Source organism: Afipia felis ATCC 53690 (assembly GCF_000314735.2).
Taxonomy (GTDB): domain Bacteria; phylum Pseudomonadota; class Alphaproteobacteria; order Rhizobiales; family Xanthobacteraceae; genus Afipia; species Afipia felis.
Genome location: NZ_KB375270.1, coordinates 1,865,805 through 1,892,298, shown reverse-complemented (window position 1 = coordinate 1,892,298; position 26,494 = coordinate 1,865,805). Strand labels below are relative to the sequence as shown.

Genomic DNA, 26,494 nt, shown 5'->3' with positions numbered 1-26,494 from the left:
ACCTATGATTCTCGATGTCTCAATCAATCCCTGCGATGGCAGTATTGCCCCGTCGCTGCAATACGTCCTGATCCGAGGCTTCTCTGCTATGGGGTGGAGTCAGCCATCGGCAGCGGCCGAAGATATGGCGATGCAAATCTTGAAGATGATCCGGCCAGCATCGGGCGGTACCGTGTCGCCCAAAGAGTTTCCGCCCCTTGGTGAAAGAGCGCGATAGTGTCTGAAATAATTGCCGAACAAACAATCGCATGGTTGCGTGATCTGGCCTCCAAGGGCGGTAAGGGCGTCGTCAATAATATTGATGCTCGGTGCCTAGCTCGCATTGCTGACGAAATTACGCGCCTCACCGAGCTAAACAACAAGCTAACGGAAGATTTCAATACTCTGGCGCGGGACCGTGTTCAGTGGCAGGACCTCGCCAAGGGTTATTCTGATCTATGGAGGAAGACCGCTGGCAAATTCTGCGAGGCGCAGGACGCTCTTGCAGGTTTGCGTTCCGCGCTGGATTCGGGTCCACCCACCTCTACGCAAGTTGAGGCGTCCGAAACCAGCCTGCATTCTTCGGACATTGCTGCCGCCGCGTAGCGGCACAGCACGGTGAACGGTAGCGGCTATTATAATAACCATTACAGGCAGCCACGACGATTAACGGCCACTATATGAACCATTGACTATTGCGTATCTGAGATACGCAATAATGATTGTTTTTCATAACGAGTGATCGTTTTTCACGCCGCCTTAGCTCAATTGGCAGAGCAGTGCATTTGTAGTGCGAAGGTTGCTGGTTCGACTCCGGCAGGCGGCTCCGACTACTGTCCGAAGAATGTATACAAACTTCGGACAAGATACCCCTGCGGCGGACTGATAAACCGTGCGGCAAGGGGCGAGAGTGCCCGTAAGGGCGATGCGTGGACCGTCCAGTGATACCCGATAATCTGCCAAGCAGATGCGACGTCGGGCCTCTCCGCTCAATCTGGACCACTCACAAAAGAACCCGCTCAGCGTCACGGCTGGGCGGGTTCTTTATGCCTACGGCTTATAGTGTGCCGCGCCCACCCCCATCGGCACCTTCGGCCAGTCAGCCCGCAGATCCACCCAGCCAACGGCGCCGCACTCCGTGCAGCGGAGGTGCGCCGATATTTCGGCCCAAGTCCAAGGTGGGAGGTCAGCGATCTTCAGCTTGGCGCTATGGCCGCACTTCTTGCCTGGTCGCCCGACGCAATAGACCAGGATCGTTTTCGCTGGTCCGCGTGGATCTGGCTTGCCGTCCCAGTACCGCAGAAACGCGGCGGGCTTCTTGCGCCATGGCTTGGGGTGACGGAAGCGGTGCATGGGGGTAGAACATCATAAGAACAGACTGCACGCAAATTGCACAGATATGCACACATGTTCGCGCTCTGTGCTGCCCGCAGGCGCACAACATACATGCAGAGGCATTTACGTAGATGTAGCAATTTCAATTACTTAGATGGTGGGCGCACAAGGGATCGAACCTTGGACCTCTCCCGTGTGAAGGGAACGCTCTCCCGCTGAGCTATGCGCCCGGGACGGCCTTCGCGAGACCGTGAAGGCCGCGATTTACGAAGCTCATGGCCAAGGTGTCAAGCTCCGATCGGATGAATTCAGGCCTGTCGGGATTTTCCGATGCGCGCTGCCTGCACTTCCTGCAGCGCGCGGATACGCTGGGCGAGGCTGCCCTGCGCTCCGGATGCGCCCTTTGCGGTGTCACCATTGACGATGGCGCTGATCGCGGGTGCCGCTCCGCTTTCGGACGCAAGGATTTTCTGGATCGGCGAATCCGGACCTTCGAGTTTGCCCGCCAGTCCCGCGACCTCTGCGGCGATGGCGTTGATGCGCTCACGTAGCAATCCGTTTTCCTGCTGTTCTTCCGCAGCCGCGGTGTCAGCTTGCTGTTTGGCGGCTGCCAGTTCGCGCTTGAGTGTCGCACGTTCGTCGTTGGCGGCTTCGATCTGCTTGCGCAGTTCGTTGTTGTCCTGCTCACGCTGGAGGAGAACCTTGTCCTGTGTCACGAGGCGGGATTCCAGTTCCTCGACGCGCTTGGCTAGCGTTTCGGCTTTCTGGGACTGTGTCATCAACTGTCCGTCAAGCTCGCCGAGGCGGCCGGTCAGGCTTTCGGCATGCGTGCGGGCATCGGTCAGCTCGCGGCTCGCTGTTTCTGATTGGCCGCGCTGATCGTCGAGGCGGGCGCGGGCCTCGGTGTGTTCCTGTTCAGCATGGGAGACGCGCGCCTGCAGCGTTTCGATTTCTGCGCGCACAGCGATGAGTTCGGCTTGCCGCGCTTCCGCCGTCTGCGAGCGGTCGGACAATTCGCCGGAGAGTTTCGTCAGTTCGACCTGCTTCTCGCGCAGCGCCTGTTCAGCATCGTGCAGGCTGTCGGTCTTGAGAGCGAATTCCTTCTCGGTGGCGTGAAGCTGTTCGCTCAGCGCTTTCTGGCGCGTCTCCAGCGTGAAGATCGCGGCGCTTTTCTCGCCGAGTTCCATTTTCAGGCGGTTGATGGCGTCTGTCTTCTTTCCGAGTTCGGCCTGCTGGCTGGTGGTCTTGGCCTTGAGTTGCTCAACGCTCATTTCGAGCTTGCGGGCCGACATCGCGAATTCGGCGCGCAACTGGTCCTTGTCGGCTTGAATTTCGGCCATCGACAGCGGCGCAGCAGCCTCGAGCCGTCGCGTCGTTAGCCGCACCGCGCGATTGTGCACCAGCGGCATGATCATCAGCCCGCATAGCATCGAGATCAGAAAACCGATCGCCAGATACATGATCGGTTCAACCATATGGCAACTCCCGCAAGGATGGCCGGACTCTTGCTCCGGTCGCGGCCAGAAAACGCGCAGAAACTAGCAGATCGACCGGCCGGCGTGAAACACGCAGCGGCGTCCGAAAGTGGTACGAGGACCCCTCAGAAGGGGTTCCAGGTCGCGCGGGGGGTGAATTTCAGATAGCCGACGCTCGCGCCGAGGCGCAGGCCGACGCCCGCCCGGATCGGGACCAGCACGATGTGGTTCGCGGTGAGCGCGGTCATGCCGAAACCGCCGATCACATAGGCCGAGCCGTCGATGCCAGCGAAACGCTGGTAGATCGCGGAGGTGGCAGGCAGGTTGTAGACCAGCATCATCGTCCGCGCGCCGTCGCCGCCCCAGTCGAAGCCGACCGAGGGGCCTTGCCAGTACACTTTCAGGTCGCCGGCGTTCTTGGTGTAGAGGGTGCCCTCGCCGTACCGAAGACCGGCGACGAATGCGCCCGCGCCCTCTTCGCCGAGCACGTAGCCGTTCGGCAGGCCCCAGCGGCTGATTGCCCGCTCAATGACCGAGGCGAGACCGCGCGAGACATTGCCGAAAAAGCGATGGCCCGCGACGACCAGTTCATCGGACCGGTAGGAATCGGAGCGCTGCCCCTGTTGCGCCGAGGCGGGCGTGGAGAACGAGATCGCCGCTGCGACAAGCAGGGCTGCACAACGCAGAGCGAAATTCATGAAAGACCCCCGGAGAAGCACTGGTAAAGCAAGCAAGGCCTGATCCCAGCTTAACGGCTTGCTGACAGGGCAGGTCTTAAACTCGCGCGACTCGAACTTTATCGGCAGGAACTATGACGGCATGGCGGCAGGAAAATAAAGGGCGGAGCCGAAAAGGCCTGATCCTGGCAGGTATTTTGGCCGTATTTGTACTCATGGGGCTCCCAGGGGTGTGGGCGGCCTCGACCGAGCGGGTGGTGACGAACCATCACACCGGCCTTGCGATCGATGGTTACGACCCGGTGGGCTATTTCCTCCAGTCCCGGCCTGTCACGGGTAAGGCCGGGATCGAGACGTATCAGGGCGGCGCGATCTGGCGCTTCTCCGATGAACGGGATCGGGAGATCTTTCTGTCGGCCCCGGACATCTACGGCCCGCAATTCGGAGGCTACGATCCTGTCGATCTCGCCGATGGCCGGATCGTCGCTGGTCAGCCGGTGATTTGGCTCGTCTCAGGCCAGCGCCTTTATCTGTTCAGTCGGAACGAGAATCGCGATGCCTTCGCGGCCGACCCTTCCAGGCTTGCCGAGGCGGCCGACAAATGGCCGACCCTGAGCAAGACCCTCGCCGATTACTGACCCGGCGTCTGAGCCTTATTGCGGCAAGCCGCCTGCGGGTCACCCCAGGCGATAAAGTCATGAACGAGGAAGTCCTCGTGATCCTCACCAAACTTCAGGAGTTCGCCAAGACCGCTGGTGACGAGGCCGCCTGCGGCGGTGACGATGGCGTGGCCTGCGGCCACGTCCCATTCGCTGGTGGGTGAGAGCCGGGGATAGATGTCAGCGCCGCCCTCGGCCACGCGGCAGAACTTGATTGCGGAGCCGAGAACCTGCCGGATCGCGCCGGGACGCTCGGCGATGAAGGCCTCTGTGCGAGGATCACCGTGCGAACGGCTGACACTGACAATCCATGGCGCGCCGGGACCGGGATGAGGACGCGTTCGGATCGGCGTGGGAGCGCCATAAACCGTGGCGTTCTCGGTCACAGGCAGGCGTTCGGCGCCGATACCAATGATTCCCCGCCAGACGGTGCCGAGCGCGGGTGCGACGACAATGCCGAGCACGGGCTCGCCGCGCGTGACGAGGGCGATGTTGACGGTGAACTCATCGGTTCCGGTGATGAATTCACGCGTCCCGTCCAGAGGATCGATCAGGAAGAAGCTGTCGCGGTAGGGTCGCGCCGCCAGATGGGTGCGTTCTTCCGAGAGCACGGGAATAGCTGGCGCGAGTTTCGCGAGCCCTTCGGCGATGATGGCATCGGCAAGCTTATCGGCGTCGCTCACCACCGAGCCGTCGATTTTTCTGCCGAGCCCCATGGTTTTGCGGTTGATCGCAAGGATCGCCGCGCCCGCCTCGACGGCGAGCTTTGTGAGCGGCTCCATCAACGTCAGGGCGTTTTCGCCGGCGAGGGTAACCCCTTCAGCCACAATCTCTTTCCTGGCCTGCCGTGGTTCGTCGCTGGCCTGTGTGGCCGCGGCAGGCTTCGCGGTGTATCAAATCACGGTCCGGCGTGATTCGGCTGCGGATATCGCAGCAGCGGATCCTTATCACACACCAAACCACAGCAGGAAAATTTCCATGTCAGGTACCTCCGGCGCTCCCGATGCTCTCGATCTTGCTGCGTTGCTGTCCTCAAGGGTTTGCCACGATCTCATCAATCCGGTCGGCGCCATCGTCAACGGCCTGGAGGTCATGGATTCGAGCAACAAGGCCGAAGACAAGGAATTCGCGCTCGACCTGATCCGCAAGAGCGCAGTCAGCACCTCGGCGCGGCTGCAGTTCTGCCGTATCGCCTATGGCGCGGCGGGCTCCGCCGGAACGCAGATCGACCTCGGCGACGCGCAGAAGGTGGCGCGGGGCCATCTCGAGGACAACAAGACCAAGCTGACCTGGAATCTGCCGCACATGCTGCTGGCGAAGAACCGCGTCAAGTTGCTCCTCAACATGCTGGTCATCGCCCAGCAGGCGATCCCGCGCGGTGGCGAACTGGTGATCGATCCGATCGGCGAGGGCGACACGATGGGATTCTGCATCCGCGCGGTTGGACAGAATGCGCGCGAGCCGCACAGCATCGCCGATCAACTCAACCTCGAGAATGCGGCCTCCATCACCGCGCATGCGGTGCAGCCTTATTATACGGCGCTGCTCGCGCAGGCCTGCGGCTTCAAGGTCGGACTGACCAAGGAAGAAGGCGCGGTCGTCGTCGCGACTTCGTAAGGGCGGCGTTCAAATCTTAACGAACCCTTTCCCGCCTGCGCGCATCGATGCCGCAGGCGGTCCGCGCAAAGCGCCAAAACAAAAATACCTTTTGCTCACCATTATTAAACGCTTTCCGTTGAAACTGCGCAGACTTGGATGGCGCATCTGTGCGCCTCCGCTCCAGGGCTGGGTTGTTTCATGGATGATATGTTGCGTGAGTTCCTGACGGAAACGAACGAGAGCCTCGATACCGTCGATAACCAATTGGTTCGTTTTGAACAGGATCCGAATAACGCGAAGATCCTGGATAATATTTTCCGGCTTGTTCACACCATCAAAGGGACGTGCGGCTTTCTCGGCCTGCCGCGCCTCGAGGCGCTGGCCCACGCGGCCGAAACCCTGATGGGCAAATTCCGCGATGGCATGCCGGTGACCGGCGAAGCCGTGTCGCTGATCCTCAACACTATCGATCGCATCAAGGACATCTTGGGCGAACTCGAATCCAGCGAGGCCGAGCCGGAAGGCTCCGACCCTGATCTGATCGGCGCACTGGAGAAGATGGTCGAAGTCGGCATGGCTTCGATGGAGAGCAGCGCGCCTGCGCCTGCTGCTTCTCCTCCTGCGGCCTCTTCCGGTGGCGCGGCGCAAGGCACGCTGGTGGAGCAGACCTTGGAGCGCGCATTGCGCCCCGGCGAGGTCTCGCTCGATGAACTGGAGCGCGCATTCCGCGAAACCGCAGTCGAGACGGTGGCGGCCCCTGTTGCGGCCCCTGTTGCGGCTGCTGCGCCGGCACCTGCTGCGGTAGCCCCCGCGTCCAAGCCAGCCGCGAAGCCCGCTGCAAAACCGGCCGCACGTAAGGCAGGCGGCGAGGGTGAAGCAACCGAGGCCGACAAGGTCTCGGCGCAGTCGATCCGCGTCAACGTCGACGCGCTCGAACATCTGATGACGATGGTGTCCGAGCTGGTGCTGACCCGCAACCAGTTGCTGGAAATCAGCCGCCGTCACGAGGAGAACGAATTCAAGGTGCCGCTGCAGCGCCTCTCCAATGTTACTGCCGAACTGCAGGAAGGCGTCATGAAGACGCGCATGCAGCCAATCGGCAACGCCTGGCAGAAGCTGCCGCGCATTGTACGCGACCTGTCGGCCGAACTCGGCAAGCAGATTGAACTCGAGATGCATGGCGCCGACACCGAACTCGACCGCCAGGTGCTCGACCTCATCAAGGATCCGCTGACGCATATGGTGCGCAACTCGGCCGACCACGGTCTGGAAAGCACCGCCGCGCGTGTTGCCGCGGGCAAGCCCGAAGTCGGTACCATTCGCGTCTCCGCCTATCATGAAGGCGGCCACATCATCATTTGCATCGCCGACAACGGTCAGGGGCTTAACACCGAACGTATCAAGCAGAAGGCGCTGCAGAACGGCATCGTCACCGAAGCTGAGCTTGAGAAGATGAGCGAAGCTCAGATTCACAAGTTCATCTTTGCGCCGGGCTTCTCAACAGCAGCGGCTGTTACCAGCGTGTCCGGTCGCGGCGTTGGCATGGACGTGGTGCGTACCAACATCGATCAGATCGGCGGCACCATCGACGTCAAGTCGGTGCCAGGCGAGGGGTCGTCCTTCACCATCAAGATTCCGCTGACGCTTGCCATCGTTTCCGCGCTGATCGTGGAATCGGCGGGCGAACGGTTTGCGATTCCGCAGATTGCGGTGGTCGAACTGGTGCGCGCGCGCGCCAATTCGGATCATCGGATCGAGCGCATCAAGGACACGCCGGTGCTGCGGCTCCGCAACAAGCTGTTGCCGCTTCTGCACCTGCGCAAGCTTCTCAAGATCGATGATGGTCAGGAGATCGATCCGGAAAACGGCTTCATCGTTGTGATGCAGGTCGGCAGCCAGACCTTCGGCATCGTGGTCGACGGCGTCTTCCACACCGAAGAAATCGTCGTCAAGCCGATGTCGACCAAGCTGCGCCACATCAACATGTTCTCCGGCAACACCATTCTTGGCGATGGCGCCGTCATCATGATTATCGATCCGAACGGCATCTCGCAGTCGGTCGGCAACTCGATGTCGGCACAGAGCGATATGATGGACGAGAACGCGGCCGCGCGTGTCGCCGGTTCCGAACAGCTCACCTCGCTGCTCGTCTTCCATGCCGGTAACACTCAGCCGAAGGCCGTGCCGCTGGCGCTCGTCACACGTCTCGAGGAAATCGCGGCGGAGAAGATCGAGTTCTCCAACGGCCGCCACATGGTGCAGTATCGCGACCATCTGATGCCGCTCGTCAGCATGGAAGGCGTTACGGTTCGTAACGAGGGCGTGCAGCCGATCCTGGTGTTCGTCGATGATGGCCGTTCCATGGGTCTGGTGGTCGACGAGATCGTCGACATTGTCGAGGAAAGCCTCAACATCGAAGTCGCGAGCGCACAGGAAGGTCTGCTCGGTTCCGCCGTCATCAAGGGGCAGGCGACCGAAGTGATCGATGTTGGTCACTTCCTGCCGATGGCTTTCGCCGATTGGTTCACCCGCAAGGACATGCAGCGCTCGAGCCTGACCCAGGAGATTCTCCTGGTGGACGACTCGGCCTTCTTCCGCAACATGCTGGCGCCGGTCCTGAAAGCAGCGGGCTACAGCGTCCAGACCGCGACCAATGCGAGCGAGGGCTTGAATATCCTGCGCGGCGGCAAGCAGTTCAACGTCATCCTCACCGACATTGAGATGCCGGAAATGAACGGCTTCGAATTCGCCGAGGCCGTTCGCGCCGACCAGCGCAACAACGAAACCCCGATCATCGCGCTGTCGTCGCTGGTTTCTCCAGCCGCGATCGAACGGGGCCGCCAGGTCGGTTTCCACGATTATGTCGCGAAGTTCGACCGGCCTGGTCTGATCGCGGCGTTGAAGGAACAGGCCGCTCGCGATCACCGCGCGGCATAAGGATAGCGAGATGGACCAGCAAGTTCAGAAAACCGACGGCCACATCACCGAGTACGTCACCGCTATGATCGGCGGCCAATTGTTCGGCCTGCCGATCTCTCGTGTGCAGGACGTGTTCATGCCCGAGCGGCTGACCCGCGTGCCGCTCGCTTCCGACGATATCGCAGGCGTTCTCAACCTGCGCGGCCGGATCGTCACCGCGATCGACATGCGTGCGCGCCTCGGTCTGCCGAAAATCGAGGATGGCCGGCCGCCGATGGCGATCGGCGTCGATCATCGCGGCGAGTCCTATGGACTGCTGATCGATTCGATCGGGGAAGTCATGAAGTTGTCCGACGACAGCCGGGAGATGAATCCGGTCAATCTCGATCGCGGCATGGAGAAAGTGGCGGGTGGCATCCATCGGCTCGACGGCCAGTTGATGGTGGTGCTCGATATCGACCGGGTACTGGAGATTGCTCCTGACATGATGGCGGCTTGAGAGCCCGTCAGGTCAGCATTTGAAAATAGAGGTCAGCATGAAAACATGTCTCGTCGTTGATGATTCCAGCGTGATCCGCAAGGTCGCGCGCCGAATCCTGGAAGGCCTGAACTTCGAAATCATCGAAGCCGAAGACGGCGAGAAGGCGATGGAAGTTTGCAAGCGCGGTCTTCCCGACGCCGTGCTGCTCGACTGGAATATGCCGGTGATGGATGGCCATGAATTTCTGCGCAACCTGCGCATGATGCCGAACGGCGAAAAGCCCAAGGTGGTTTTCTGCACCACGGAGAACGATGTCGCTCATATCGCGCGCGCGCTTCATGCAGGCGCGAACGAGTACATTATGAAGCCGTTCGACAAGGAAATCGTCACCGCGAAGTTTCAGGAAGTCGGCCTGATTTAAGAGTCGACGACGTCGGCCGGATCGATATCGTTTCCTCCTGCCTCTGGCAGAAAGCAAATTTGGTAATTGAATGAGTATCGATCTGGCACCCGCCTCTCATCCCGTCTCAATGAGTGGCGAGCGCATTCGAATCATGGTGGTTGATGATTCAGCCATCATTCGCGGCATCATCACGCGTTGGATCGAAGCCGAGACCGACATGGTGGTGGTGGCCTCGTGTCGCACTGGCCTCGATGCGGTCAATCAGATCGAGCGGATCAATCCCGACGCCGTGATCCTCGACATCGAGATGCCGGATATGGACGGCATCACTGCACTTCCGCTGCTGCTGGCGAAGAAGCGCGACCTTGTCGTCATCATGGCCTCGACATTGACGCTGCGGAACGCCGAGATCAGCCTTAAGGCGCTGTCGCTCGGTGCCTCCGACTACATTCCGAAGCCGGAAAGCAATCATCTGGGCGGCGCGGATACCTTCCGGCACGAACTGGTGCAGAAGATTCGTCACCTCACGGCGCGCCTTGTGCGTCGCCGCGTGCCGAGCCCGCCGCTGGCACCTGCCGCTTCGCTGCAGCCAGCCGCGGTGGCGGCACCGCTTCATCACGCGCCGACGAAGTTTTCGCTGCGTCCATTCAATAACGTGAGACCGAAGGCGCTTTTGATCGGCTCCTCGACCGGCGGGCCCCAGGCGTTGACCACGCTCGCCGCCGAGTTGGCACCGATCGTCGACAGGGTGCCTGTCCTGATTACCCAGCACATGCCGCCGACCTTCACCACTATTCTCGCCCAGCATGTCGGCCGCGTCAGTGCCCGGCCGACGTATGAGGGGACGAACGGGCAGGTCGTCAGGCAGGGCAATATCTATATCGCACCGGGCGGGCTGCACATGCGCGTGGGGCGTCAGGGCGGCAATGTCGCGATCTCGCTCGATGACGGCCCCCAAATCAATTTCTGCCGTCCTGCGGTGGACCCTCTTTTCATGTCGGCGATCGATGTCTGGAAGGGCGATCTGCTGGCGGTCATCCTTACGGGTATGGGGTCCGATGGCATGCGCGGCGGTAGGGACATCGTCACCGCCGGCGGCAACGTAATCGCGCAAGACGAAGCGACATCGGTGGTGTGGGGAATGCCGGGTGCGGCCGCGCAGGCCGGCATCTGTTCCGCGGTCTTGCCGCTCAATCAGATCGGCCAAAAAATACAAAAAATCCTTTCAGGAGATTTCTCGTGATTCAGGCTGAATACGATTTTCTGCGCAAGCTCCTGAAGGAACGATCCGGCCTCGTTTTGTCAGACGACAAGCAGTACCTGATCGAAAGCCGTCTCATGCCGCTCGTGCGCAGGGCGAATCTGGGTAGCCTGGGTGAACTTGTCGCCGAACTGCGGCGCGGCGTGGAAAACACGATCTGCGACGTGGTCGAGGCGATGACCACCAACGAGACGTTCTTTTTCCGCGACAAGATTCCGTTCGATCATTTCAAGGACAGCGTTCTGCCCGAACTCATCAAGGCGCGGGCCAATCGCAAGAATCTTCGTATCTGGTGCGCGGCAGCCTCGACCGGGCAGGAGCCCTATTCGCTGGCGATGATCCTGAAGGATTTCGCTCAGATGCTGTCCGGCTGGCGGGTGGAAATCGTCGCGACGGATCTCTCGCAGGAAGTGCTCGAGAAGTGCAAGAGCGGCATCTACAGTCAGTTCGAAGTCCAGCGCGGTCTGCCGATCCAGAAACTTGTCACCCACTTCAAGCAGATCGGCGAGACCTGGCAGATCAATGCCGATATCCGCGCCATGGTGCAGTTCAGGCCGCTCAATCTGCTCAACGACTTCTCGAGCCTCGGCAAGTTCGACGTGATCTTCTGCCGGAACGTGCTGATCTATTTTGACCAGACGACCAAGGCCGACGTCCTCAACCGGATGATGAAGGTGAACGAGCCGGACGGCTATCTCTTCCTCGGTGCGGCCGAAACGGTGGTTGGGCTCACGGACGCCTATCGTCCCTGCCAGCAGCGCCGCGGCGTGTATCTTCCGAAGGTTGCATCGCCCTCGATCGCGCCCGCCATGGGGGCAGGTGGTTTCCGGGCGACGATGGCTGCGCGATAAGCCTGATTAGGTTCGGTTGCCGGTCTGCCGGTCGCAATAAAAAACCCCGCCACTGGCGGGGTTTTTTTGCAATCTATGAAGCGAAGTCTCAGGCCGGGATGCGCGCTTCGTCCTCGCTCGGTTCGCGCAGCACATAGCCGCGGCCCCAGACGGTCTCGATGAAGTTGCGGCCTTCCGACGCGTTGGCGAGCTTCTTGCGCAGCTTGCAGATGAACACGTCGATGATCTTGAGTTCCGGCTCGTCCATCCCGCCGTAGAGATGGTTGAGGAACATTTCCTTGGTGAGCGTGGTGCCCTTGCGGAGCGAGAGCAGCTCCAGCATCTGATATTCCTTGCCGGTCAGGTGCACGCGCTGGCCGCCGACTTCGACAGTCTTGGTGTCGAGGTTGACGATCAGGTCGCCAGTCTGGATCACCGACTGGGCATGGCCCTTCGAGCGGCGCACGATGGCGTGGATGCGGGCGACCAGTTCGTCCTTGTGGAACGGCTTGGTCATGTAGTCGTCGGCGCCTACGCCGAGACCCTTCACCTTGTCCTCGATGCCGGCAAGGCCGGACAGGATCAGGATCGGGGTCTTGATCTTGGAAACCCGAAGCTGCTTGAGCACCTCGTAGCCCGACATGTCGGGCAGATTGAGGTCGAGCAGGATGATGTCGTAATCGTACAGCTTGCCGAGATCGACGCCTTCTTCTCCGAGATCCGTCGTGTAGACGTTGAAGCTCTCGGATTTGAGCATCAGCTCGATCGACTGCGCAGTGGCGCTGTCATCTTCTATCAGCAATACGCGCATGCCAGTCCCCTAATAGTCGCCACTCCGGGCGTCAGGTCGGCCGCACAACTCGCGGCACTGGAACGCCTTTGCACAACTGATTCGAATCCTGACGAGACATGGTTAACAAAAGCTGATTCGTGCCTGCAAGCTCTATTCGTGCAAATTATGCCGAATCGACTTAAGATGTTGCAGAGAAGCGGCTTTTCGTACCCATGCAAGTTCAAGTTCCGTTTAGGAGTCGGGCCTGACCGCCTCCCGCGATTCGGCCCTCCGTTCTGAAGGTCGAGCCGCTGTCAGTTACCAAAGACAGTGACGCAATCATTAACGATGCGGGTAAACACAGAGTTAAGGACACGCAACCACGCCGTGGAAACTTAAGCTTTTTGAAATGAAGAAGGCGTTCCGGTGACGCGAGGCTTGCAGTGAAGGCTCTGGCTGAACAGATCGGCGATATCGACGCCGTCAATATTTATGGCCGCGTCGTGGGCGTGCGCGGGTTGATGGTCGAAGTCGCAGGTCCCATTCATGCGATGTCGGTCGGCGCACGGGTCGTGATCGAAACCGGCGGCGATCGTGACATTCCCTGCGAGGTAATTGGCTTCACCGGCAACAATGCGGTGCTGATGCCGTTCGCGGGCCTCGATGGTGTCCGGCGCGGCTGCCGCGCGGTGATCGCCAATGCGGCGAGTCAGGTGAGGCCGTGTGAGGGGTGGCTTGGCCGCGTCGTCAATGCGATGGGAGAGCCGATCGACGGCAAGGGGCCGATCCCGCAGGGTCCGTCGCCTATGCCGTTCCGGAACCTGCCGCCGCCCGCTCATTCAAGAAAGCGAGTGGGGCAGCCGCTCGATCTCGGCGTGCGCGCGCTCAACACCTTTCTGACCTGCTGCAGCGGCCAGCGCATGGGTATCTTCGCGGGCTCGGGTGTCGGCAAATCAGTGCTGCTGTCGATGCTTGCCCGCAACGTCGATGCCGACATTTCGGTGATCGGCCTTGTCGGCGAACGCGGCCGCGAGGTGCAGGAGTTTCTGCAGGACGATCTCGGCGAGGAGGGGCTCGCGCGCTCGGTCGTCGTAGTCGCGACCTCTGACGAGCCCGCTTTGATGCGGCGGCAGGCGGCTTATCTGACGCTCGCGATCTCCGAGTATTTCCGCGATGAAGGCCAGAGTGTGCTGTGCCTGATGGATTCGGTGACGCGCTTTGCCATGGCGCAGCGCGAGATCGGCCTGTCCGCAGGCGAGCCGCCGACTGCCAAGGGCTACACGCCGACCGTTTTCACCGAACTGCCGAAGCTTCTGGAGCGGGCGGGGCCGGGGCTGGGCGAGGGCACCATCACCGGCATCTTCACGGTGCTGGTGGACGGCGACGATCATAATGAGCCGGTGGCGGATGCGGTGCGCGGCATTCTCGACGGACATATCGTCATGGAGCGCGCCATCGCTGAGCGCGGGCGCTATCCCGCGATCAACATCCTCAAATCCGTCTCCCGGACCATGCCGAAATCGGCCAATCCGGAATTCCTGCCGATCATCATGCGGGGCCGTCAGGTGATGGCGACCTATGCGGATATGGAGGAGTTGATCCGGCTCGGAGCCTATCGCGCCGGTTCGAGCGCCGAGGTGGACGAGGCGATCCGCCTGCACGAACCGCTCGAGAACTTCCTCCGCCAGGGCAAGAGTGAGGCGACCGGACTGGAGGCCGGCTACCGGCAACTGCAGCAAATCCTCGCTTCTGTGGAAACGGAAAGCTAACTTTGTCAGGCCATGATCCACGCCGTCTGTTGTTCGCCGGTGGGGCCCAGTCGGGGAGCCGGTCCTGTCCCGTTTTGATACTGGGACTTCTGGGGAGTACGAGTCGATGAAGTCACGTGAAACGCTTATCCGTCTGAAGAAATTTCAGGTCGACGAGAAGCGTCGCCGGGTTGCTCAGATCGAGACCATGATCGCGGAATTCCAGCGAATGTCGGTCGACCTCGAACGCGAAATCCAGACCGAGCAGGATCGCGCAGGCATTCAGGATCCGGCCCACTTTGCCTATCCGACCTATGCCAAGGCCGCGATCCAGCGCCGCGAGAACCTGACCCGCTCCGCGGACGAATTGCGCGGGCAGCTTGAAGAAGCGAAGGCGCACTTGGCTGACGCTTTCGAGGAATTGAAGAAGGTCGAGCTTCTGGACGAGCGCGATCAGGCCCGTGAACGCGCCGAGGAGAGCGCCCGCGAGCAGGCCGATCTCGACAGCATCGGCTTGATGCGCGCGCGGATCGGCGCGGTCGCCTGATCCCCGACGATCTTCGAACGGTTTCAAAAAGCCCGGCCCGAAAGGTCCGGGCTTTTTGCTGTCTGCCGGCATCCGGCGATAGGGGCGGCGCGACGTCGCGTTTTACAGCTTTCGCCCAGGCTGGCATAAAGGCACGGGGTGCTGCCGGGGGCAGCGGTTTGTTGGGGACCTACAATGCTGACGCCGGCCCAGTTGGTTTGGTTGCTGGCCTCGGTTGCCCGAGGCGATCAGGCTGCTTTCGAAGCGCTGTATGAGGCGACTCGCGCAAAGCTGTTCGGCGTCGTACTGCGCATAGTGCGCGATCAGGCGCTCGCGGAGGAAGTCCTTCAGGACGCCTACGTCAAGATATGGAAGGAGGCCGGGCAGTATCAGCCCGGCAACGCTTCGCCACTCGCGTGGATGGTGGCGATCGTGAGAAATCGCGCCATCGACATCGTGCGCAAACGGGCTGATGCGCCGCCTGAGAATGCTGCAAGCTTCGCGGACGCTTCCGACACGCCCACACCTTTGGCGCGCCGGGAAATGACGGATGAGTTGAAGGCGCTTCTGGAATGCGTCGGCCAGCTTGAGCCCGAGCGGCAGAAGCTCGTGCTGCTCGCTTATTACAACGGCTGGAATCGTCAGCAGCTTGCGGCCAAATTCAATGCCCAGCTTGGCGATGTCAAAACCTGGTTGCGCCGCAGCCTGCTCGACATTCGAACCTGTCTTGGACTTGCGTGATGGCATACAGCGACGACCATATAGCGCTCGCCGCCGAATATGCGCTCGGCACCCTTGATGCGGACGAACGTGCGCTGGTCGAGACGATGCTGATCGTCGATCCCGGCTTTCTTGCGCTCGTGCAGGCATGGGAGCACAAGCTGGCGCCGCTGCATCAGATGGTGTCCTCGGTCGAGCCGCCCGCCGAGTTGTGGGGTCGGATCAGGGAAGCTGTCGCCCTTTCGCAATCGGCGCACGCTGCTCCCGTCAAGAACGAGAGCGAAGGAACGCCGGCTGCGCCGGTCGATCCAGTCACGCAGGAAATGACGTCCGCGCTTAATGCATCTTCCGCGCAGGGTACAATCCCGGCCGCGCTGCCGGAAACGTCGACGGCGGCGCCGGAGCTGGACCCTGTCGCCGAAGATATCACTCCGGTCGTGACACCCGCGGACGCCGAACTCTCGTCTGCGAAAGAGTCCTCGCCCGCGAAGGGCGGCAACGTTTTTGGTCTCATCATGAGCGCGGTCGCGGCGGTGCTCGCGGGCGTGATCGCGTTGCAGGTCTATCGTCCGTCCGCGCTGCCGGCGGCGTTGCGGATGAAACCGGAAGTTCGCACGGTAGAGGTCAGGATTCCTCCGCCGCCAGCGGCCGCGCAGTGGGTGGCGGCATTGCAATCGGACGCACGCGATCCGGGCTTCATTCTGACCGTCGATGCCACCACGCGGCGTTATACGGTGCGCCGTGTCGGGCCGCCGCCCGCAGCCGACAAGAGCTATGAACTCTGGATCGTGCCGAGCAAACTCGGAGAGCCACGCTCTATCGGCGTGATCGATGGCGAATTTACTGTGGGCGGCGGCCTCGCCAATGTTGACGCTGCAGCCATCAACAACTCGATCTATGCGGTCACGGTCGAGGCCAAGGGCGGTTCGACAAGCGGCAAGCCAACGGCTCAACCGCTGTGGGCGGGAAAACTCTACGAGAGTGTGCCGTCGCGCTGACGTGAGCGGCTTTCTCTGCCTCCGCATTTCCGGGACCCAGACAGCAAAAAACGCCCGTGGGGGAGACGGGCGCTTTTTGTCCGGGTTCACTGGGGATGAGATGTCCCGGAAGATATTCACAAGGCGACTTCGGGGGGCGGGGAAGAGAGCCTTATGAATTCCTGAAATTCACATCAGCGGATCACCTGCTGCTCGGAGTCGGAAACCATCATGGTGTGGCTGGCTTTGAGAACCGGCGTCGTTGCGCGCGCCGTCTGCATCGCGCCGTCACCGGCGCTAAGACGTGCCGAAATCCCAAGGCCAGCGATGCCAATTGCAGCAACCAGCGCTACCACCACGATCTTGAGGTGGGTCATGCGGTCAGCGCTGTACAATGAATGGTTCATGTCGCCTCCCTCACGTTTTAGCTACGTTCTGGCCCGGTTGCCTTTATTGGTCGCGCCCAGTGAGCGGCCGGTTCAAATTCGATGTCTCGTAAACGTGGTGGAGGGGGTTTTTGTTTCCCAGACCCCATCACAAGCGAGTGATTTTTCTTGATCGCCTGCGAGCCACTCTAGGGGTGGAAATAAAAATATCGATAAATCAGATGGTTACAATTTTAGTTCCCGCGGTAGCCTTTCGCAGCCGCAGAAGATCGAGCTCAAAAATCGTTTGGATGTGACGAAATTATCATGCTGCAGCAGCGGTAAAAGGACGGATTCTCAAACGCTTCCAACAGTCTTAAGTTTCGCCCGCGGATGAATTTCCGCCTGTGACAGCACGGTGGTTTGGGCGCGGAAACGCTCCACCAGCGAGCGGACGAAGGGACGAATTGCCGCAGAGGTGACGAGCACCGGGTTCTCACCTTCGCGCGCGGCCTGCTCGAAACGGTCGCGGGTTGCGGTCATGAACTCGGAGAGCTTGGAGGGCTGCATCGCCAGCGTGCGGTCCTCGCCGGTGCCGACGATCGATTCCGCGAACGCCTGCTCCCACTTCGCCGAGAGCGCGATCAGCGGCAGGTAGCCGTTGATCGAGGTGTTCTGTGCACAGATCTGGCGTGCGAGCCGGGCTCGAACGTGCTCGGCGATCATCGCCGGATTGCGCGAGAACGCCAGTGCATCGGCGATACCTTCCAGAATGGTGGAGAGGTCGCGGATCGAGATGCGCTCGGCGAGAAGCAACTGAAGCACGCGCTGGATGCCGGAGATTGTAATCTGGCCTGGTACGATATCCTTGACCAGTTCGCCCTGTTCCTTCGGCAGATCCTTCAGAAGCTTTTGTACCTCGCCATAAGACAACAGATCCGACATGTTGTTCTTCAACAGCTCGGTGAGATGCGTGGAGAGCACGGTCGCAGCATCGACTACCGTGTAGCCCCTGAGGGATGCTTCTTCCTTCAGCGACGCATCGACCCAGGTCGCAGGCAGGCCGAAGGTCGGCTCGATGGTGTGCGTGCCCGGCACGGTCACCTGATTGCCTGCGGGGTCCATGACCATGAACTGGTTGGCCCAGACGCGGCCGGACCCGGCGTCGACTTCCTTGATCTTGATGACGTAGGTGTTGGCCTCGAGCTGCACGTTATCGAGGATGCGCACGGCAGGCATCACGAAGCCCATCTCGATGGCGAGCGAGCGGCGCAGTGCCTTGATCTGGTCGGTGAGGCGGTCGTTGCCGTCCGGTCCGTTGACGAGCGGCAGCAGTGCATAGCCGAGCTCGATCTTGAGATCGTCGATCTTCAGCGCGGTCGAGATTGGCTCTTCTTCCGCGGCCGCTGCTGCAGCGGCCTGGGCCGGAGCCGCCGCTGCACGGGCTTCCTCGGTCTTGACCTGGGTGTTGCGATGGCGTGCCTTCAATGCCAGCGCGCCGGCGCCCGCGCTCAGCATCAGGAACGGGATCATCGGAATTCCGGGCAGCAATGCCAGCACCAGCATAACGCCGGATGACATGCCGAGCGCCTGCGGATAGCCGGAGAACTGCTTCATCATCGCTTTGTCGGCGGCGCCCGAGACGCCGGCTTTCGACACCAGAAGACCCGCGGCGGTCGAGACGATCAGTGCCGGCACCTGCGTGACGAGGCCGTCACCCACGGTGAGCAACGTGTAGGTGCGGGCCGCATCGCCGAAGCTCAGGCCCTGTTGCGCGACGCCGATGATGATGCCGCCGATGATGTTGATGAACACGATCAGAAGACCGGCGACCGCGTCGCCGCGGACGAACTTCGAAGCACCGTCCATGGCGCCGAAGAAACCGCTTTCGTCTTCAAGGTCCTTGCGGCGTTTCTTGGCGGTTTGCTCGTCGATCAAACCGGCCGAGAGATCGGCGTCGATCGCCATCTGCTTACCGGGCATCGAATCGAGGTGGAAGCGGGCGGCGACTTCGGCGATGCGGCCCGAACCCTTGGTGATAACGACGAAGTTGACGATGACGAGGATCGTGAAGACGATGATGCCGATCACGAAATTGCCGCTCATCACGAAGTTGCCGAACGCCTCGATGACGTGACCGGCAGCGGCGCTGCCCTCGTGGCCATGCGACAGGATCAGGCGGGTCGAAGCCATGTTGAGCGACAGCCGCAACATGGTCGAGATCAGGAGCACGGTCGGGAAGGCGGAGAATTCCAGCGGCGCCTGGATGAACAGCGCGGTCATCAGGATCAGCACCGAGAGCGTAATCGAGATCGCCAGGAACAGATCGAGCACCATCGCGGGCAGGGGCAGGATCAGGACGACGAGGATCGTCAGCACACCGAAGGCGAGCGTCAGATCGCCGCGCTTCAGTATTTTTTTGATTTCATCGAAACTTGGAATCTGCAGGCGTGATCCGCCGTCCTGCCCCGCCGTCACATCGACCATGGTCGCCGTTTCCTCGCGCGAATGCCGCCTCTGCCCGCCAAACACTTTTGCGGCGGCCGGGAGGCCGCCGGGCGGTAAGTGATTCACGGCGCTTGCTTCCACGGGGCCCCCGTTTTTGCAGAACGACACGCACGTTCACTGGGCAAAATTTGCCCGGTGTATGGTTAGCAAAGGGTTAACGCCGGATGTTCAGGCCCTCGGAGTGTTTGCAGGCGTGGAGCAGGGGCAGGCCGACAACCCCCGGGAAACCCTCGGAAATCATGGGGCACGGAGGGATTTTCACACTCGGGCGCAATTGCCGCCCCGTGCCGGTCATTGTAAGGGAAAGGGGCCTGCCGCCTCGCGGCGCGACGGGCCTGTAGCTCAATGGTTAGAGCCGACCGCTCATAACGGTCTGGTTGCAGGTTCGAGTCCTGCCGGGCCCACCAATGCTTTATTCGGTATTTGATTTCCCTTTGCTTTTTTCGTTTTTTGTCTCATGGCAATTTTTTACCCCGTGAACTGAGACACTTCCGCGGCTCCGGTATTCGTCGAGGCGCGAGAAGGCATTGCTCACCATGATCCGACTTTGGGCTTGCCGGATGTAGGTTTCGGCGGTTTCTAGCTTCGACCATCCGAAGATTGCACAAAGTTCTGGGGCAGTTGCGCCGTTCTCTGCCAAGATTACCGCGGCGGCCTTCCGTAGGCCGTGGGATGAACACTGAGGCAGATCAGCGGCGTCGCACCAATCGCGCATCTTGTTTCCAAGGCCATCGATCGTGAAAGCCTTACCAAGATCGTTGATCAAATAGGTGAGGTCACCTGTTTCCGTCGCGTCAATCGCCGCGCGGAGTTCAAGCGTAATCGGGCATTCGATAGTTTTTCGTGACTTCTTATTGCGGTTCTTCCAAGCTACAAACTTAAGCCAGCCGTTGCTTTCGTGCTGACGGCCAATGCGGCAAGCATCGGAAATTCGAGCGCCGACGTTCAGCATTAATTCTAATGCCAACCTTGCCTTGGTGCCGATGGAATGGTGTTTGCGATAAGTCGCAACCTCATCGGGTGTCCAAGCGTGCCACCCCTCTCCTTCATTGATCTTCTCAACACCGATGGCCGGATTAACGCTGGCGAGTCTCTTTTTGATCGCCCACTTAAAGAGAGCTCTGAGGTACTTCACCAGCTTGTCGGCGGCGCCAGGAGTTCCGGCGCGCTTGTCTCGACTGCGCTCAACATCTGCCTGTCGGAATGCCGCGTAAGGTAAATCTCCTGCGCCTGCAGCGCAGAACCGATTGAGAACGCCGCGCTTATCGGCCTGGGTAAGCCTATCGAAGCGCTGAAACTCGGCGGAACGATAATATTGGTCGCAAAGCCAGCTGAAGGTCTTTTCGCGTGAGGCCTTTGGTGCTGAGGATGTCTCCTTATCAAGTGATGCCAGCGCATCAAGGTACGCCTTCATGAATTCGGGAGTAATGGTGCCGTCGGGTGCTTCGAAACTCTCGCGAATCCTAATCTTCTTGCTGCTTTTGCGCAGATTACGCACATAATAACGGGGGTTACCGGCGGTATCAGGGTCGTAAACGCAATATCGGAGGCGAGTTTTGATCATGCGACGATCCTGTCAAAGGGATTGTGACCAATATCGCCGTCTCGCATTTGACGCCAAGCTTCGTGAATTTCCTGCACGTCCCACAGAACAACACCGTCAATCTTGCGACCTACTGGCATTTTACCGACGGCAACCCACTCATCGAATTTAGTTGCCGAGACCGCCATCGCAGCAGCAGCTTCATCTCGCCGTAGGGCAAAGCGCGGCAGAGATAAATCGCGAGGTGTCAGGGTCGTGCGAGACATTGGCAATATATTCCGCATTCTTAGCAATGGAGAGAGAATTCTCTGTCGCCGGGGTAGAGCCGTGGAATGCTGCTTCCCCTCCGTCTATATTTTATGTAAAACAAAAAAATGAAGACGTCAATTCCTGTTAAACAGAAAAAGAGGGGCCGTCCCAAGACTGGGCAGATGCCGTTCATCGGCATTCGGCTGTCTCTTCCTATTCAAGACGCGATCCGGGAGGTTCTGACGGATCCCTCGATCCCCTGCACAAATAATTCAGAGGCTATCCGCTTCATTATTCACGACTGGCTTCGCAGTCATGGCTATCTGACTGGTGAAATGCCGCTCTCCATTAAAAGAAAGCGGGGATATTGAAGCTTACCGGTCCTGCGCTTTTTCTTTTAGAGCAGCCAAATATCTTGGTTTCTTTGAGCGGCAAGCGACAGTTAGCTTAAGCGCAGCTTGGGAAGTATTTAGGTCAATACTTCCCGTAACCGTTTTTGCTGGCAAACATGCGCGGTGCTAGATTTGATTAATCAACGAGTTAAGGGGAAATTTTCTCTAATCTAGGCTCGATGTCTGCAATACGTGCTTTCAGAGCGGCGATTTCATCTGCTGCGTGTGACAATTTTTGTTTCATTGTCAAAATCTGAAAAGCTTGTTCGTCCCGCACTTCGACGAACGCTTTAATTCTTGGAACCAGTTTATTCTTTACATCTGCAACGACTTGGATCCGGACAGCCTCAACGCGCTTATCCCCGGCGCGAATGAGTTCTGCTTCCTGCCTTCGTCGTGCGTCATGAAGTTTCGCGATTTCTTTTACATGAGCCTTCTTGAGGCGCCATTCGCGCCGCGACAGGCGGCGACGACGTGGTCCCTCACGGGTCAAGCCATGAAATTGTGCCACCTCTAACCAGAATTCGTCCTGAAAGTTTCGCATGGCGCGCGTGTAAGCTGACGCAATTTCCTTGCGACTTGCGCCAGCATTACGGGCGTCTTGTCGCGCTTTTATGCCTGGATGAACTGTCGACAGACTCATGCGCCGATCGGCTGGCAGGGCGGGGACTACGATGAAATGTAGATTTGGGTATTCTTCATCGTTGTGCTCGACACAGCATTTAAGATTATCTCCGAATTTTCGGCTGAGCCAGGCGATCGTATCGGTGCGGAATGCCAGATAGCGCTCGAATTGACTTGAATTGTCATTGAGCTTGATGCTTTGGACGGGCCAAGATAGCACGCCTGCCAATAAGGCTGGCGAAGTCCTTCTGTATTTCCGCCCAGCTGCATCGAGAGCGGTGCGTGCTTGCCATTCGGCCACAATGAAGGCGTCATTCATAGACCCCATCAAAACATTGGGCTGCAATGGTGCAGCAACGTGCGAAGATGCATATGGTTGCCGCGTCAACTCTGCCTGGATATCGCGCAGCGATCGGCGGGACAGACCTTGCCTGTTTTGAGCGCCAATAAGCGCGTAGGTCTCGACGTGGATGAACTGACAGCCCATTTGGAATTCTCCAATCTGAGCTAAGAGAACACCATGAAGCTGCAAGTGCAAAATGTAGCAAATTGCTACGCATAGTCGGTTGTTACAACTATGCATATTCAATCTTGCTGAATTAGACGTTTTTTGCCGTTGGGGTGCAATCCTTAATTCGCTGCTCTTCAAACCGGGTCGCAATGGAAGCTCACCGGCATGGAGCAACAATGAAAAGGGTGCGCGACGTCGCGCTCGAGGATGCGGGGTCGTGCTTCTTCCAATCTTTATCGTCGAGTCGTGTTTACGTGACGGTACTTTGCAGGAAGTGCTTAGCGGCTACCGCGCTCCCGAAATGTCCATTCACGTGATGTTCCCGCCAGCCAGATACATGCCTTACGAGTTATGGGTATCCGCACGAGCTATATGTATCCGCTGACTTCCTCGTAGAAGCTCTTCCCGAACGCTTCGTGCCATCGATCGCCCCAAAAACCTCAGCGGCGGCGCAACAATAACATTTAGATCTTTGGCATCCGTCGATTCGTGTATCGAACAGCTTTATTCTGAGTGGCACGCTCTTTAATCGTGATGCTGATTTCGGTTGTCGCCTGATGCCCCGCTCTCTCAGTGCCGTGCAAAAAGATCGCTAAGCCCCACGTCAAGAGCGCCCGAGAGTAGTTCAAGAGAGTTTAATGTCGGGTTGGCTGTGCCGACTTCGATCGCGCTGACGAGGGCCTGCCGAACGTTTGCTTCAGCGGCCAAGTCATCTTGAGACCAGCCTCTCGCAAGCCGCAGCTTCCGGAGATTGCGGGCGAGGTCACGTCGGGCTGTTTGCGGATTGCGCCGTCCCATTCATGATGATGAAGCATCATCATGAAAATGCCGCCACACGCTTTAACGTGTAATATACGTTTCAACGTATAGGCTTGTCGTTCTTCAGGAGAGCGATATGAGCTTTTTTCAGATTGAAGGGCAGGTCACGGCGACCGGGTCGAGCCAACACAACCTACACGGCAGGTATTATTCATATGTCGAGGTGTTGGAGCCGAATGGGCGCCGGGTCACCATCGAGAAGGTTTTTGTGACGACGCAGACCGATGCCTATTTGGCGGTGGGGACTAACGGGGTATTTTACTTTGAGAAGGTCATGGGGATTTTAACCTCGGGACCGAAGCATCTGTGGGGCGTGAAGTGCACCAACGGAGAGGTTCACTTCGACGGGACCAACTTCCGTTTCTATATGGCACTGCGGATCATGTTTATCGGCATCGTGCTCTCGGTGATTTTTATTGGGATTCCGATTGCGCTCGTTGGGTTTGGACAACTCATTATATCATTGGCGACGCTGACCCGGCGGGAGCAGATGTTTTATGGCCCGGACGGGGAAGAGCGACAGCGCCTTCAGGCACGTGAAGCTGTCCGGATATGAAGCCTGCCCGGATTGTAATTGGCTTCTTGTTCTTGAGCACGTCGGCTTACGCCGCAGAGAGCCTTTATACCCGTACATCCGGACCTGAGTGCCGCGATTCCGGATCGAAGGAAGAATTCAACGCCTGGCAGTGCCCCGGGCCAGGCGGTTATAGCGCTGGGTTTTCCGATGAGGGCAATCTGGTCGCCTTCAAAATTTTCCGGACAGGTCAACGAGACGACGAGCCTGTTCTGATTTGGCGCGGTGCAGACGACGTGTTCGGCGACAAGCTCGAATGGAGGTTGTCAGGTGGCAAGCCGATCGCTGCGATCCTGCGAGCCTGGCGTGTCGACACGGATCAGGACGGCCACGACCATGTTACGCAGGAGCTTCTGGTGGTCTCGTTGCGCGGGCAGCGTCCTTGCAAAGTGGGCGCGGTTAGCGTCCATGAGCCACATGCCAATCGTCGTGCACGAGCGCTCGCCGACAGCATCGCGCCATGTCAGGCTGACGGCAAGTGATCGGTTGAATTGGGTGATCTTGTGGGTTCTAGCAGGATAGTCTGGTAGCCCTGCTTGATGGCGACCGGGCCGGAAGATCTGTAATTGTCTGAAAGATTGCTCGGCCGCATAATGCGGCCACGTCAAAGCGCTCCGCAAACAGATGTGACCGCGCCATCTCCGCATGCACAATGTTGGCGCATAACGATAATAGCGATAAACTGGCAGCAACACACAGCTGATCCATCGCACGCGTTAGTACTATTGAAGCAAACCCGGCGCGCGGATCACGCGCTTTTTGCCAATGAGTACATCGCGCATGTCTGTTGTTGAGCGACTCAAGAATGTAGTCGGCATGACGCTGCTTGATCGATAGCGAGGTGAATAATATGAGGAAGCCGCTGCAGAACCCCACCGATTGGCCGACCCTTGCCGCAATCGTAACATGGGATCAGATCTCGGCAGTTCTCGGTGGTGGCGCGGATGTTAATGCGACCGATACTCAGGGGCGGACTGCGATCTTGATTGCAGCGAAGGCCGGTCGTTTGGATATTGTGCGTCAGTTGATCGCAGCTGGGGCGGATATCAATAAGCAAGACCAGATCCGGTTGAACCCGTTGCTGTGGGGCTGCATCGTGGGAGACTTCGACCTCGTGAAGCTGATGGTTGAAGCTGGTGCGGATCTTGAGCGCCGGACACGCTTCGACGGAGCGCCCATCCATCCGGCTGCGGAGAAGGGGCACGTGGAAATCGTCCGGTTGCTGGCCGAGGAGACTGACGTGAATGTCAACCACACAAATCTGTGCGGTTGGACCCCGTTGCTGGAGGCGATCATCCTTAACGACGGTGGTCCCAGACAGCAAGAAGTCGTCCGATTGTTGCTCGCAGCAGGGGCTGATCCAGCCATGGCCGACCAGTGGGGTACCTCTCCTGTGCAGCACGCGCTGAAGAAGGGGTATACCGAACTCGCCGATATTCTTGCTCAAGCTCTGGCTTGAGTGGCGAGAAGTGATCGGTTGAAGCGATGGTTTAGTTCCGCACGCTCTCTTTCTCTCTTTCCTTCAGGATGACCTCGACGATCCGCTTGAGTTGCCGAACGGAGCCGCCGTACCAGTACTGTGCGGTGGCGCGGTGTTCGTCGCCATCCAGCGGTGTGATCCAGCGCGGGTCGAGCTGGCGCTCAAGGGCGATGCCGGCAAGGACCGCGGGTAGCAGTGCTTCGAGATCGCGGGCTTGCGGCGAGGGGAAGCTGATCACGCGCAGCCGGTCCCGGAGCGGTGAGGGCAGGGAATCTGTGCTGTTCGCGGTCATGATGTAGTTGACGTGCGAGAGGTCGAGCGTGGTCTGCAGCGCAGGGTCGGGATAACGCGCGGCCGTCTCCGGCTCGAAGAAGCCGAGCAGGCAATCCCGCAGCCGGCCATGGTCGCTTCGGGTTGCGGCCTTCTCGAGCTCATCGATCAGAACGAGCGGATTGGCGTGGCCCGCGCGATGCAACGCCATGAATGGATGGCAAGGCTCGGTCGAGTGCCAGCGCCGGTCGGTGCCGGCAAAGATCGAACCATCCGACTGGGCGCCGTCGACACGCCAGACAATAAGTCCGAGCTCTTCGGCCAGACGCCTGGCAAAGCGCGACTTGCCGGCGCCGGGTTGGCCGACCAGCAGGGTGGGTTTGAGCCTCACGCCCCGCTGGCCGATGAGGTCGGACAAGATGGTATCAATCACCTCTCGTGCATGGGGGAACTCGAACAGCAGTGTTGCGCGCACCTTGGGAAGCGGTGGCGCCAAGGTGAGCGGCAAAGGCGAGTTGATCGCGGACTTGTAGGTCCTGGTCAACCAATCATGGCTTCAACAATGCAGCGATCCTGCAAACATGGAGCCCATGGACTGCGGGCGGGCGCGCAATGCTGGACCAGATGATCCAGACCCAGGCCTCGATCATTAGCTATATCGATGATTTCAAGCTGATGATGGTGCTTTCGCTCGCAGCAGTTCCTCTGGTTCTGCTCCTGCGGAATGCTCAAGCGTCTGCCGAAGGCAACCATGAAATGGTTATAGAATAGCTGAACATCTAAGCTGGCGGTCTTGGC

Annotated in this window: 28 protein-coding genes and 3 tRNA genes; 19 read left to right on the top strand and 12 right to left on the bottom strand. The window is 59.4% G+C overall.

The genetic code is table 11. The annotated features are described in order from the left end of the window. The first annotated feature begins 216 nt into the window (after window positions 1-216). Window positions 217-585, top strand: coding sequence for a hypothetical protein (locus tag HMPREF9697_RS08860; protein WP_002716850.1), 369 nt, complete (start codon window positions 217-219; stop codon window positions 583-585). Between the two features lie 147 nt (window positions 586-732). Continuing rightward, window positions 733-805, top strand: a tRNA-Thr gene (locus HMPREF9697_RS08855). Window positions 806-1,469: 664 nt separating this feature from the next. On the opposite strand, the gene HMPREF9697_RS08845 is transcribed toward HMPREF9697_RS08855, so the two are convergent. From HMPREF9697_RS08845 to HMPREF9697_RS08835, 3 genes are all read right to left on the bottom strand, one after another. Beyond that, a tRNA-Val gene (locus HMPREF9697_RS08845) sits at window positions 1,470-1,544 on the bottom strand. Window positions 1,545-1,622: 78 nt separating this feature from the next. Continuing rightward, entirely contained in the window at window positions 1,623-2,789 is a 1,167-nt protein-coding gene (locus tag HMPREF9697_RS08840) for a coiled-coil domain-containing protein (protein ID WP_002716848.1), read from the bottom strand. Window positions 2,790-2,914: 125 nt separating this feature from the next. Beyond that, on the bottom strand, window positions 2,915-3,487 hold the full coding sequence (locus HMPREF9697_RS08835) for a DUF1134 domain-containing protein (RefSeq protein ID WP_002716847.1): 573 nt from the start codon (window positions 3,485-3,487) through the stop codon (window positions 2,915-2,917). A 113-nt stretch (window positions 3,488-3,600) separates the two neighbouring features. On the opposite strand from HMPREF9697_RS08835, the gene HMPREF9697_RS08830 reads away from it, so the two are divergent. Further along, a complete protein-coding gene (locus HMPREF9697_RS08830) occupies window positions 3,601-4,104 on the top strand; it encodes a YHS domain-containing (seleno)protein (RefSeq protein ID WP_040307866.1) in 504 nt (167 codons plus the stop codon). Here HMPREF9697_RS08830 and HMPREF9697_RS08825 read toward each other — a convergent pair. Beyond that, entirely contained in the window at window positions 4,098-4,952 is an 855-nt protein-coding gene (locus tag HMPREF9697_RS08825) for a 3'(2'),5'-bisphosphate nucleotidase CysQ family protein (RefSeq protein ID WP_002716845.1), read from the bottom strand. The genes HMPREF9697_RS08830 and HMPREF9697_RS08825 overlap by 7 nt on opposite strands. A 151-nt stretch (window positions 4,953-5,103) precedes the next feature. On the opposite strand from HMPREF9697_RS08825, the gene chpT reads away from it, so the two are divergent. The 6 genes from chpT to HMPREF9697_RS08795 all read left to right on the top strand — a co-directional run bounded on the left by chpT (window position 5,104) and on the right by HMPREF9697_RS08795 (window position 11,639). Then, a complete protein-coding gene (gene chpT / locus HMPREF9697_RS08820; protein ID WP_002716844.1) occupies window positions 5,104-5,742 on the top strand; it encodes a histidine phosphotransferase ChpT in 639 nt (212 codons plus the stop codon). Window positions 5,743-5,922: 180 nt separating this feature from the next. After that, window positions 5,923-8,661, top strand: a complete 2,739-nt coding sequence (locus HMPREF9697_RS08815; RefSeq protein WP_002716843.1) for a hybrid sensor histidine kinase/response regulator — start codon at window positions 5,923-5,925, stop codon at window positions 8,659-8,661. 10 nt (window positions 8,662-8,671) lie between these two features. Next, window positions 8,672-9,142, top strand: coding sequence for a chemotaxis protein CheW (locus HMPREF9697_RS08810; RefSeq protein ID WP_002716842.1), 471 nt, complete (start codon window positions 8,672-8,674; stop codon window positions 9,140-9,142). Between the two features lie 37 nt (window positions 9,143-9,179). Then, a complete protein-coding gene (locus HMPREF9697_RS08805; RefSeq protein WP_002716841.1) occupies window positions 9,180-9,545 on the top strand; it encodes a response regulator in 366 nt (121 codons plus the stop codon). A gap of 70 nt (window positions 9,546-9,615) precedes the next feature. Beyond that, window positions 9,616-10,770, top strand: coding sequence for a protein-glutamate methylesterase/protein-glutamine glutaminase (locus tag HMPREF9697_RS08800; protein ID WP_040307865.1), 1,155 nt, complete (start codon window positions 9,616-9,618; stop codon window positions 10,768-10,770). After that, entirely contained in the window at window positions 10,767-11,639 is an 873-nt protein-coding gene (locus tag HMPREF9697_RS08795; RefSeq protein ID WP_002716839.1) for a CheR family methyltransferase, read from the top strand. Before HMPREF9697_RS08800 ends, HMPREF9697_RS08795 begins: the two co-directional genes overlap by 4 nt. Before the next feature lie 88 nt (window positions 11,640-11,727). On the opposite strand, the gene ctrA is transcribed toward HMPREF9697_RS08795, so the two are convergent. After that, window positions 11,728-12,429 (bottom strand): response regulator transcription factor CtrA, encoded by a 702-nt coding sequence (gene ctrA / locus HMPREF9697_RS08790; RefSeq protein ID WP_002716838.1) that lies wholly within the window; start codon window positions 12,427-12,429, stop codon window positions 11,728-11,730. Between the two features lie 404 nt (window positions 12,430-12,833). On the opposite strand from ctrA, the gene fliI reads away from it, so the two are divergent. The 4 genes from fliI to HMPREF9697_RS08770 all read left to right on the top strand — a co-directional run bounded on the left by fliI (window position 12,834) and on the right by HMPREF9697_RS08770 (window position 16,382). Further along, window positions 12,834-14,159: a flagellar protein export ATPase FliI gene (fliI, locus tag HMPREF9697_RS08785; RefSeq protein ID WP_002716837.1), complete on the top strand. Its 1,326-nt coding sequence runs from the start codon at window positions 12,834-12,836 to the stop codon at window positions 14,157-14,159. 106 nt (window positions 14,160-14,265) lie between these two features. Beyond that, a complete protein-coding gene (gene fliJ / locus HMPREF9697_RS08780) occupies window positions 14,266-14,685 on the top strand; it encodes a flagellar export protein FliJ (protein WP_002716836.1) in 420 nt (139 codons plus the stop codon). A gap of 174 nt (window positions 14,686-14,859) precedes the next feature. Then, window positions 14,860-15,405, top strand: coding sequence for a sigma-70 family RNA polymerase sigma factor (locus HMPREF9697_RS08775; RefSeq protein ID WP_002716835.1), 546 nt, complete (start codon window positions 14,860-14,862; stop codon window positions 15,403-15,405). Next, complete coding sequence (locus HMPREF9697_RS08770; RefSeq protein WP_002716834.1) at window positions 15,405-16,382, top strand: anti-sigma factor; 978 nt, start codon at window positions 15,405-15,407, stop codon at window positions 16,380-16,382. The genes HMPREF9697_RS08775 and HMPREF9697_RS08770 overlap by 1 nt, the downstream gene beginning before the upstream one ends. 173 nt (window positions 16,383-16,555) lie before the next feature. On the opposite strand, the gene HMPREF9697_RS08765 is transcribed toward HMPREF9697_RS08770, so the two are convergent. Both HMPREF9697_RS08765 and flhA read right to left on the bottom strand, forming a co-directional pair. Continuing rightward, window positions 16,556-16,768 (bottom strand): hypothetical protein, encoded by a 213-nt coding sequence (locus HMPREF9697_RS08765; protein WP_002716833.1) that lies wholly within the window; start codon window positions 16,766-16,768, stop codon window positions 16,556-16,558. A 315-nt stretch (window positions 16,769-17,083) separates the two neighbouring features. After that, window positions 17,084-19,213: a flagellar biosynthesis protein FlhA gene (gene flhA, locus HMPREF9697_RS08760; protein WP_002716832.1), complete on the bottom strand. Its 2,130-nt coding sequence runs from the start codon at window positions 19,211-19,213 to the stop codon at window positions 17,084-17,086. Window positions 19,214-19,565: 352 nt separating this feature from the next. Between flhA and HMPREF9697_RS08755 the strand changes: the two genes are divergently transcribed. Continuing rightward, window positions 19,566-19,641: transfer RNA gene (locus HMPREF9697_RS08755), tRNA-Ile, on the top strand. 5 nt (window positions 19,642-19,646) lie between these two features. Here HMPREF9697_RS08755 and HMPREF9697_RS08750 read toward each other — a convergent pair. Further along, window positions 19,647-20,798, bottom strand: a complete 1,152-nt coding sequence (locus HMPREF9697_RS08750) for a tyrosine-type recombinase/integrase (protein WP_002716831.1) — start codon at window positions 20,796-20,798, stop codon at window positions 19,647-19,649. Beyond that, a complete protein-coding gene (locus HMPREF9697_RS20725) occupies window positions 20,795-21,043 on the bottom strand; it encodes an XRE family transcriptional regulator (RefSeq protein ID WP_244597924.1) in 249 nt (82 codons plus the stop codon). The genes HMPREF9697_RS08750 and HMPREF9697_RS20725 overlap by 4 nt, the downstream gene beginning before the upstream one ends. A gap of 108 nt (window positions 21,044-21,151) precedes the next feature. Here HMPREF9697_RS20725 and HMPREF9697_RS08745 point away from each other — a divergent pair, with 108 nt between their 5' ends. After that, window positions 21,152-21,397, top strand: a complete 246-nt coding sequence (locus HMPREF9697_RS08745) for a hypothetical protein (RefSeq protein WP_009340047.1) — start codon at window positions 21,152-21,154, stop codon at window positions 21,395-21,397. A gap of 169 nt (window positions 21,398-21,566) precedes the next feature. Here the strand turns inward: HMPREF9697_RS08745 and HMPREF9697_RS08740 are convergent, their stop codons facing one another. Beyond that, window positions 21,567-22,529: a plasmid recombination protein gene (locus tag HMPREF9697_RS08740; protein WP_002716830.1), complete on the bottom strand. Its 963-nt coding sequence runs from the start codon at window positions 22,527-22,529 to the stop codon at window positions 21,567-21,569. A gap of 594 nt (window positions 22,530-23,123) precedes the next feature. After that, window positions 23,124-23,351 carry a helix-turn-helix domain-containing protein gene (locus HMPREF9697_RS08735; RefSeq protein WP_081602526.1) on the bottom strand — a complete coding sequence of 76 codons (228 nt, stop codon included), beginning with the start codon at window positions 23,349-23,351 and terminating at the stop codon, window positions 23,124-23,126. A gap of 97 nt (window positions 23,352-23,448) precedes the next feature. Here HMPREF9697_RS08735 and HMPREF9697_RS08730 point away from each other — a divergent pair, with 97 nt between their 5' ends. From HMPREF9697_RS08730 to HMPREF9697_RS08720, 3 genes are all read left to right on the top strand, one after another. Then, window positions 23,449-23,928 (top strand): hypothetical protein, encoded by a 480-nt coding sequence (locus tag HMPREF9697_RS08730; protein ID WP_002716829.1) that lies wholly within the window; start codon window positions 23,449-23,451, stop codon window positions 23,926-23,928. A 32-nt stretch (window positions 23,929-23,960) separates the two neighbouring features. Beyond that, on the top strand, window positions 23,961-24,428 hold the full coding sequence (locus HMPREF9697_RS08725; protein ID WP_244597922.1) for a hypothetical protein: 468 nt from the start codon (window positions 23,961-23,963) through the stop codon (window positions 24,426-24,428). A gap of 368 nt (window positions 24,429-24,796) precedes the next feature. Next, complete coding sequence (locus HMPREF9697_RS08720; protein ID WP_002716827.1) at window positions 24,797-25,405, top strand: ankyrin repeat domain-containing protein; 609 nt, start codon at window positions 24,797-24,799, stop codon at window positions 25,403-25,405. Between the two features lie 31 nt (window positions 25,406-25,436). Here HMPREF9697_RS08720 and HMPREF9697_RS08715 read toward each other — a convergent pair whose 3' ends face one another. Beyond that, window positions 25,437-26,240 (bottom strand): AAA family ATPase, encoded by an 804-nt coding sequence (locus tag HMPREF9697_RS08715; protein ID WP_002716826.1) that lies wholly within the window; start codon window positions 26,238-26,240, stop codon window positions 25,437-25,439. 68 nt (window positions 26,241-26,308) lie between these two features. Here HMPREF9697_RS08715 and HMPREF9697_RS21205 point away from each other — a divergent pair, with 68 nt between their 5' ends. Next, on the top strand, window positions 26,309-26,467 hold the full coding sequence (locus HMPREF9697_RS21205; RefSeq protein WP_002716825.1) for a hypothetical protein: 159 nt from the start codon (window positions 26,309-26,311) through the stop codon (window positions 26,465-26,467). The last annotated feature ends 27 nt before the right edge of the window (window positions 26,468-26,494 follow it).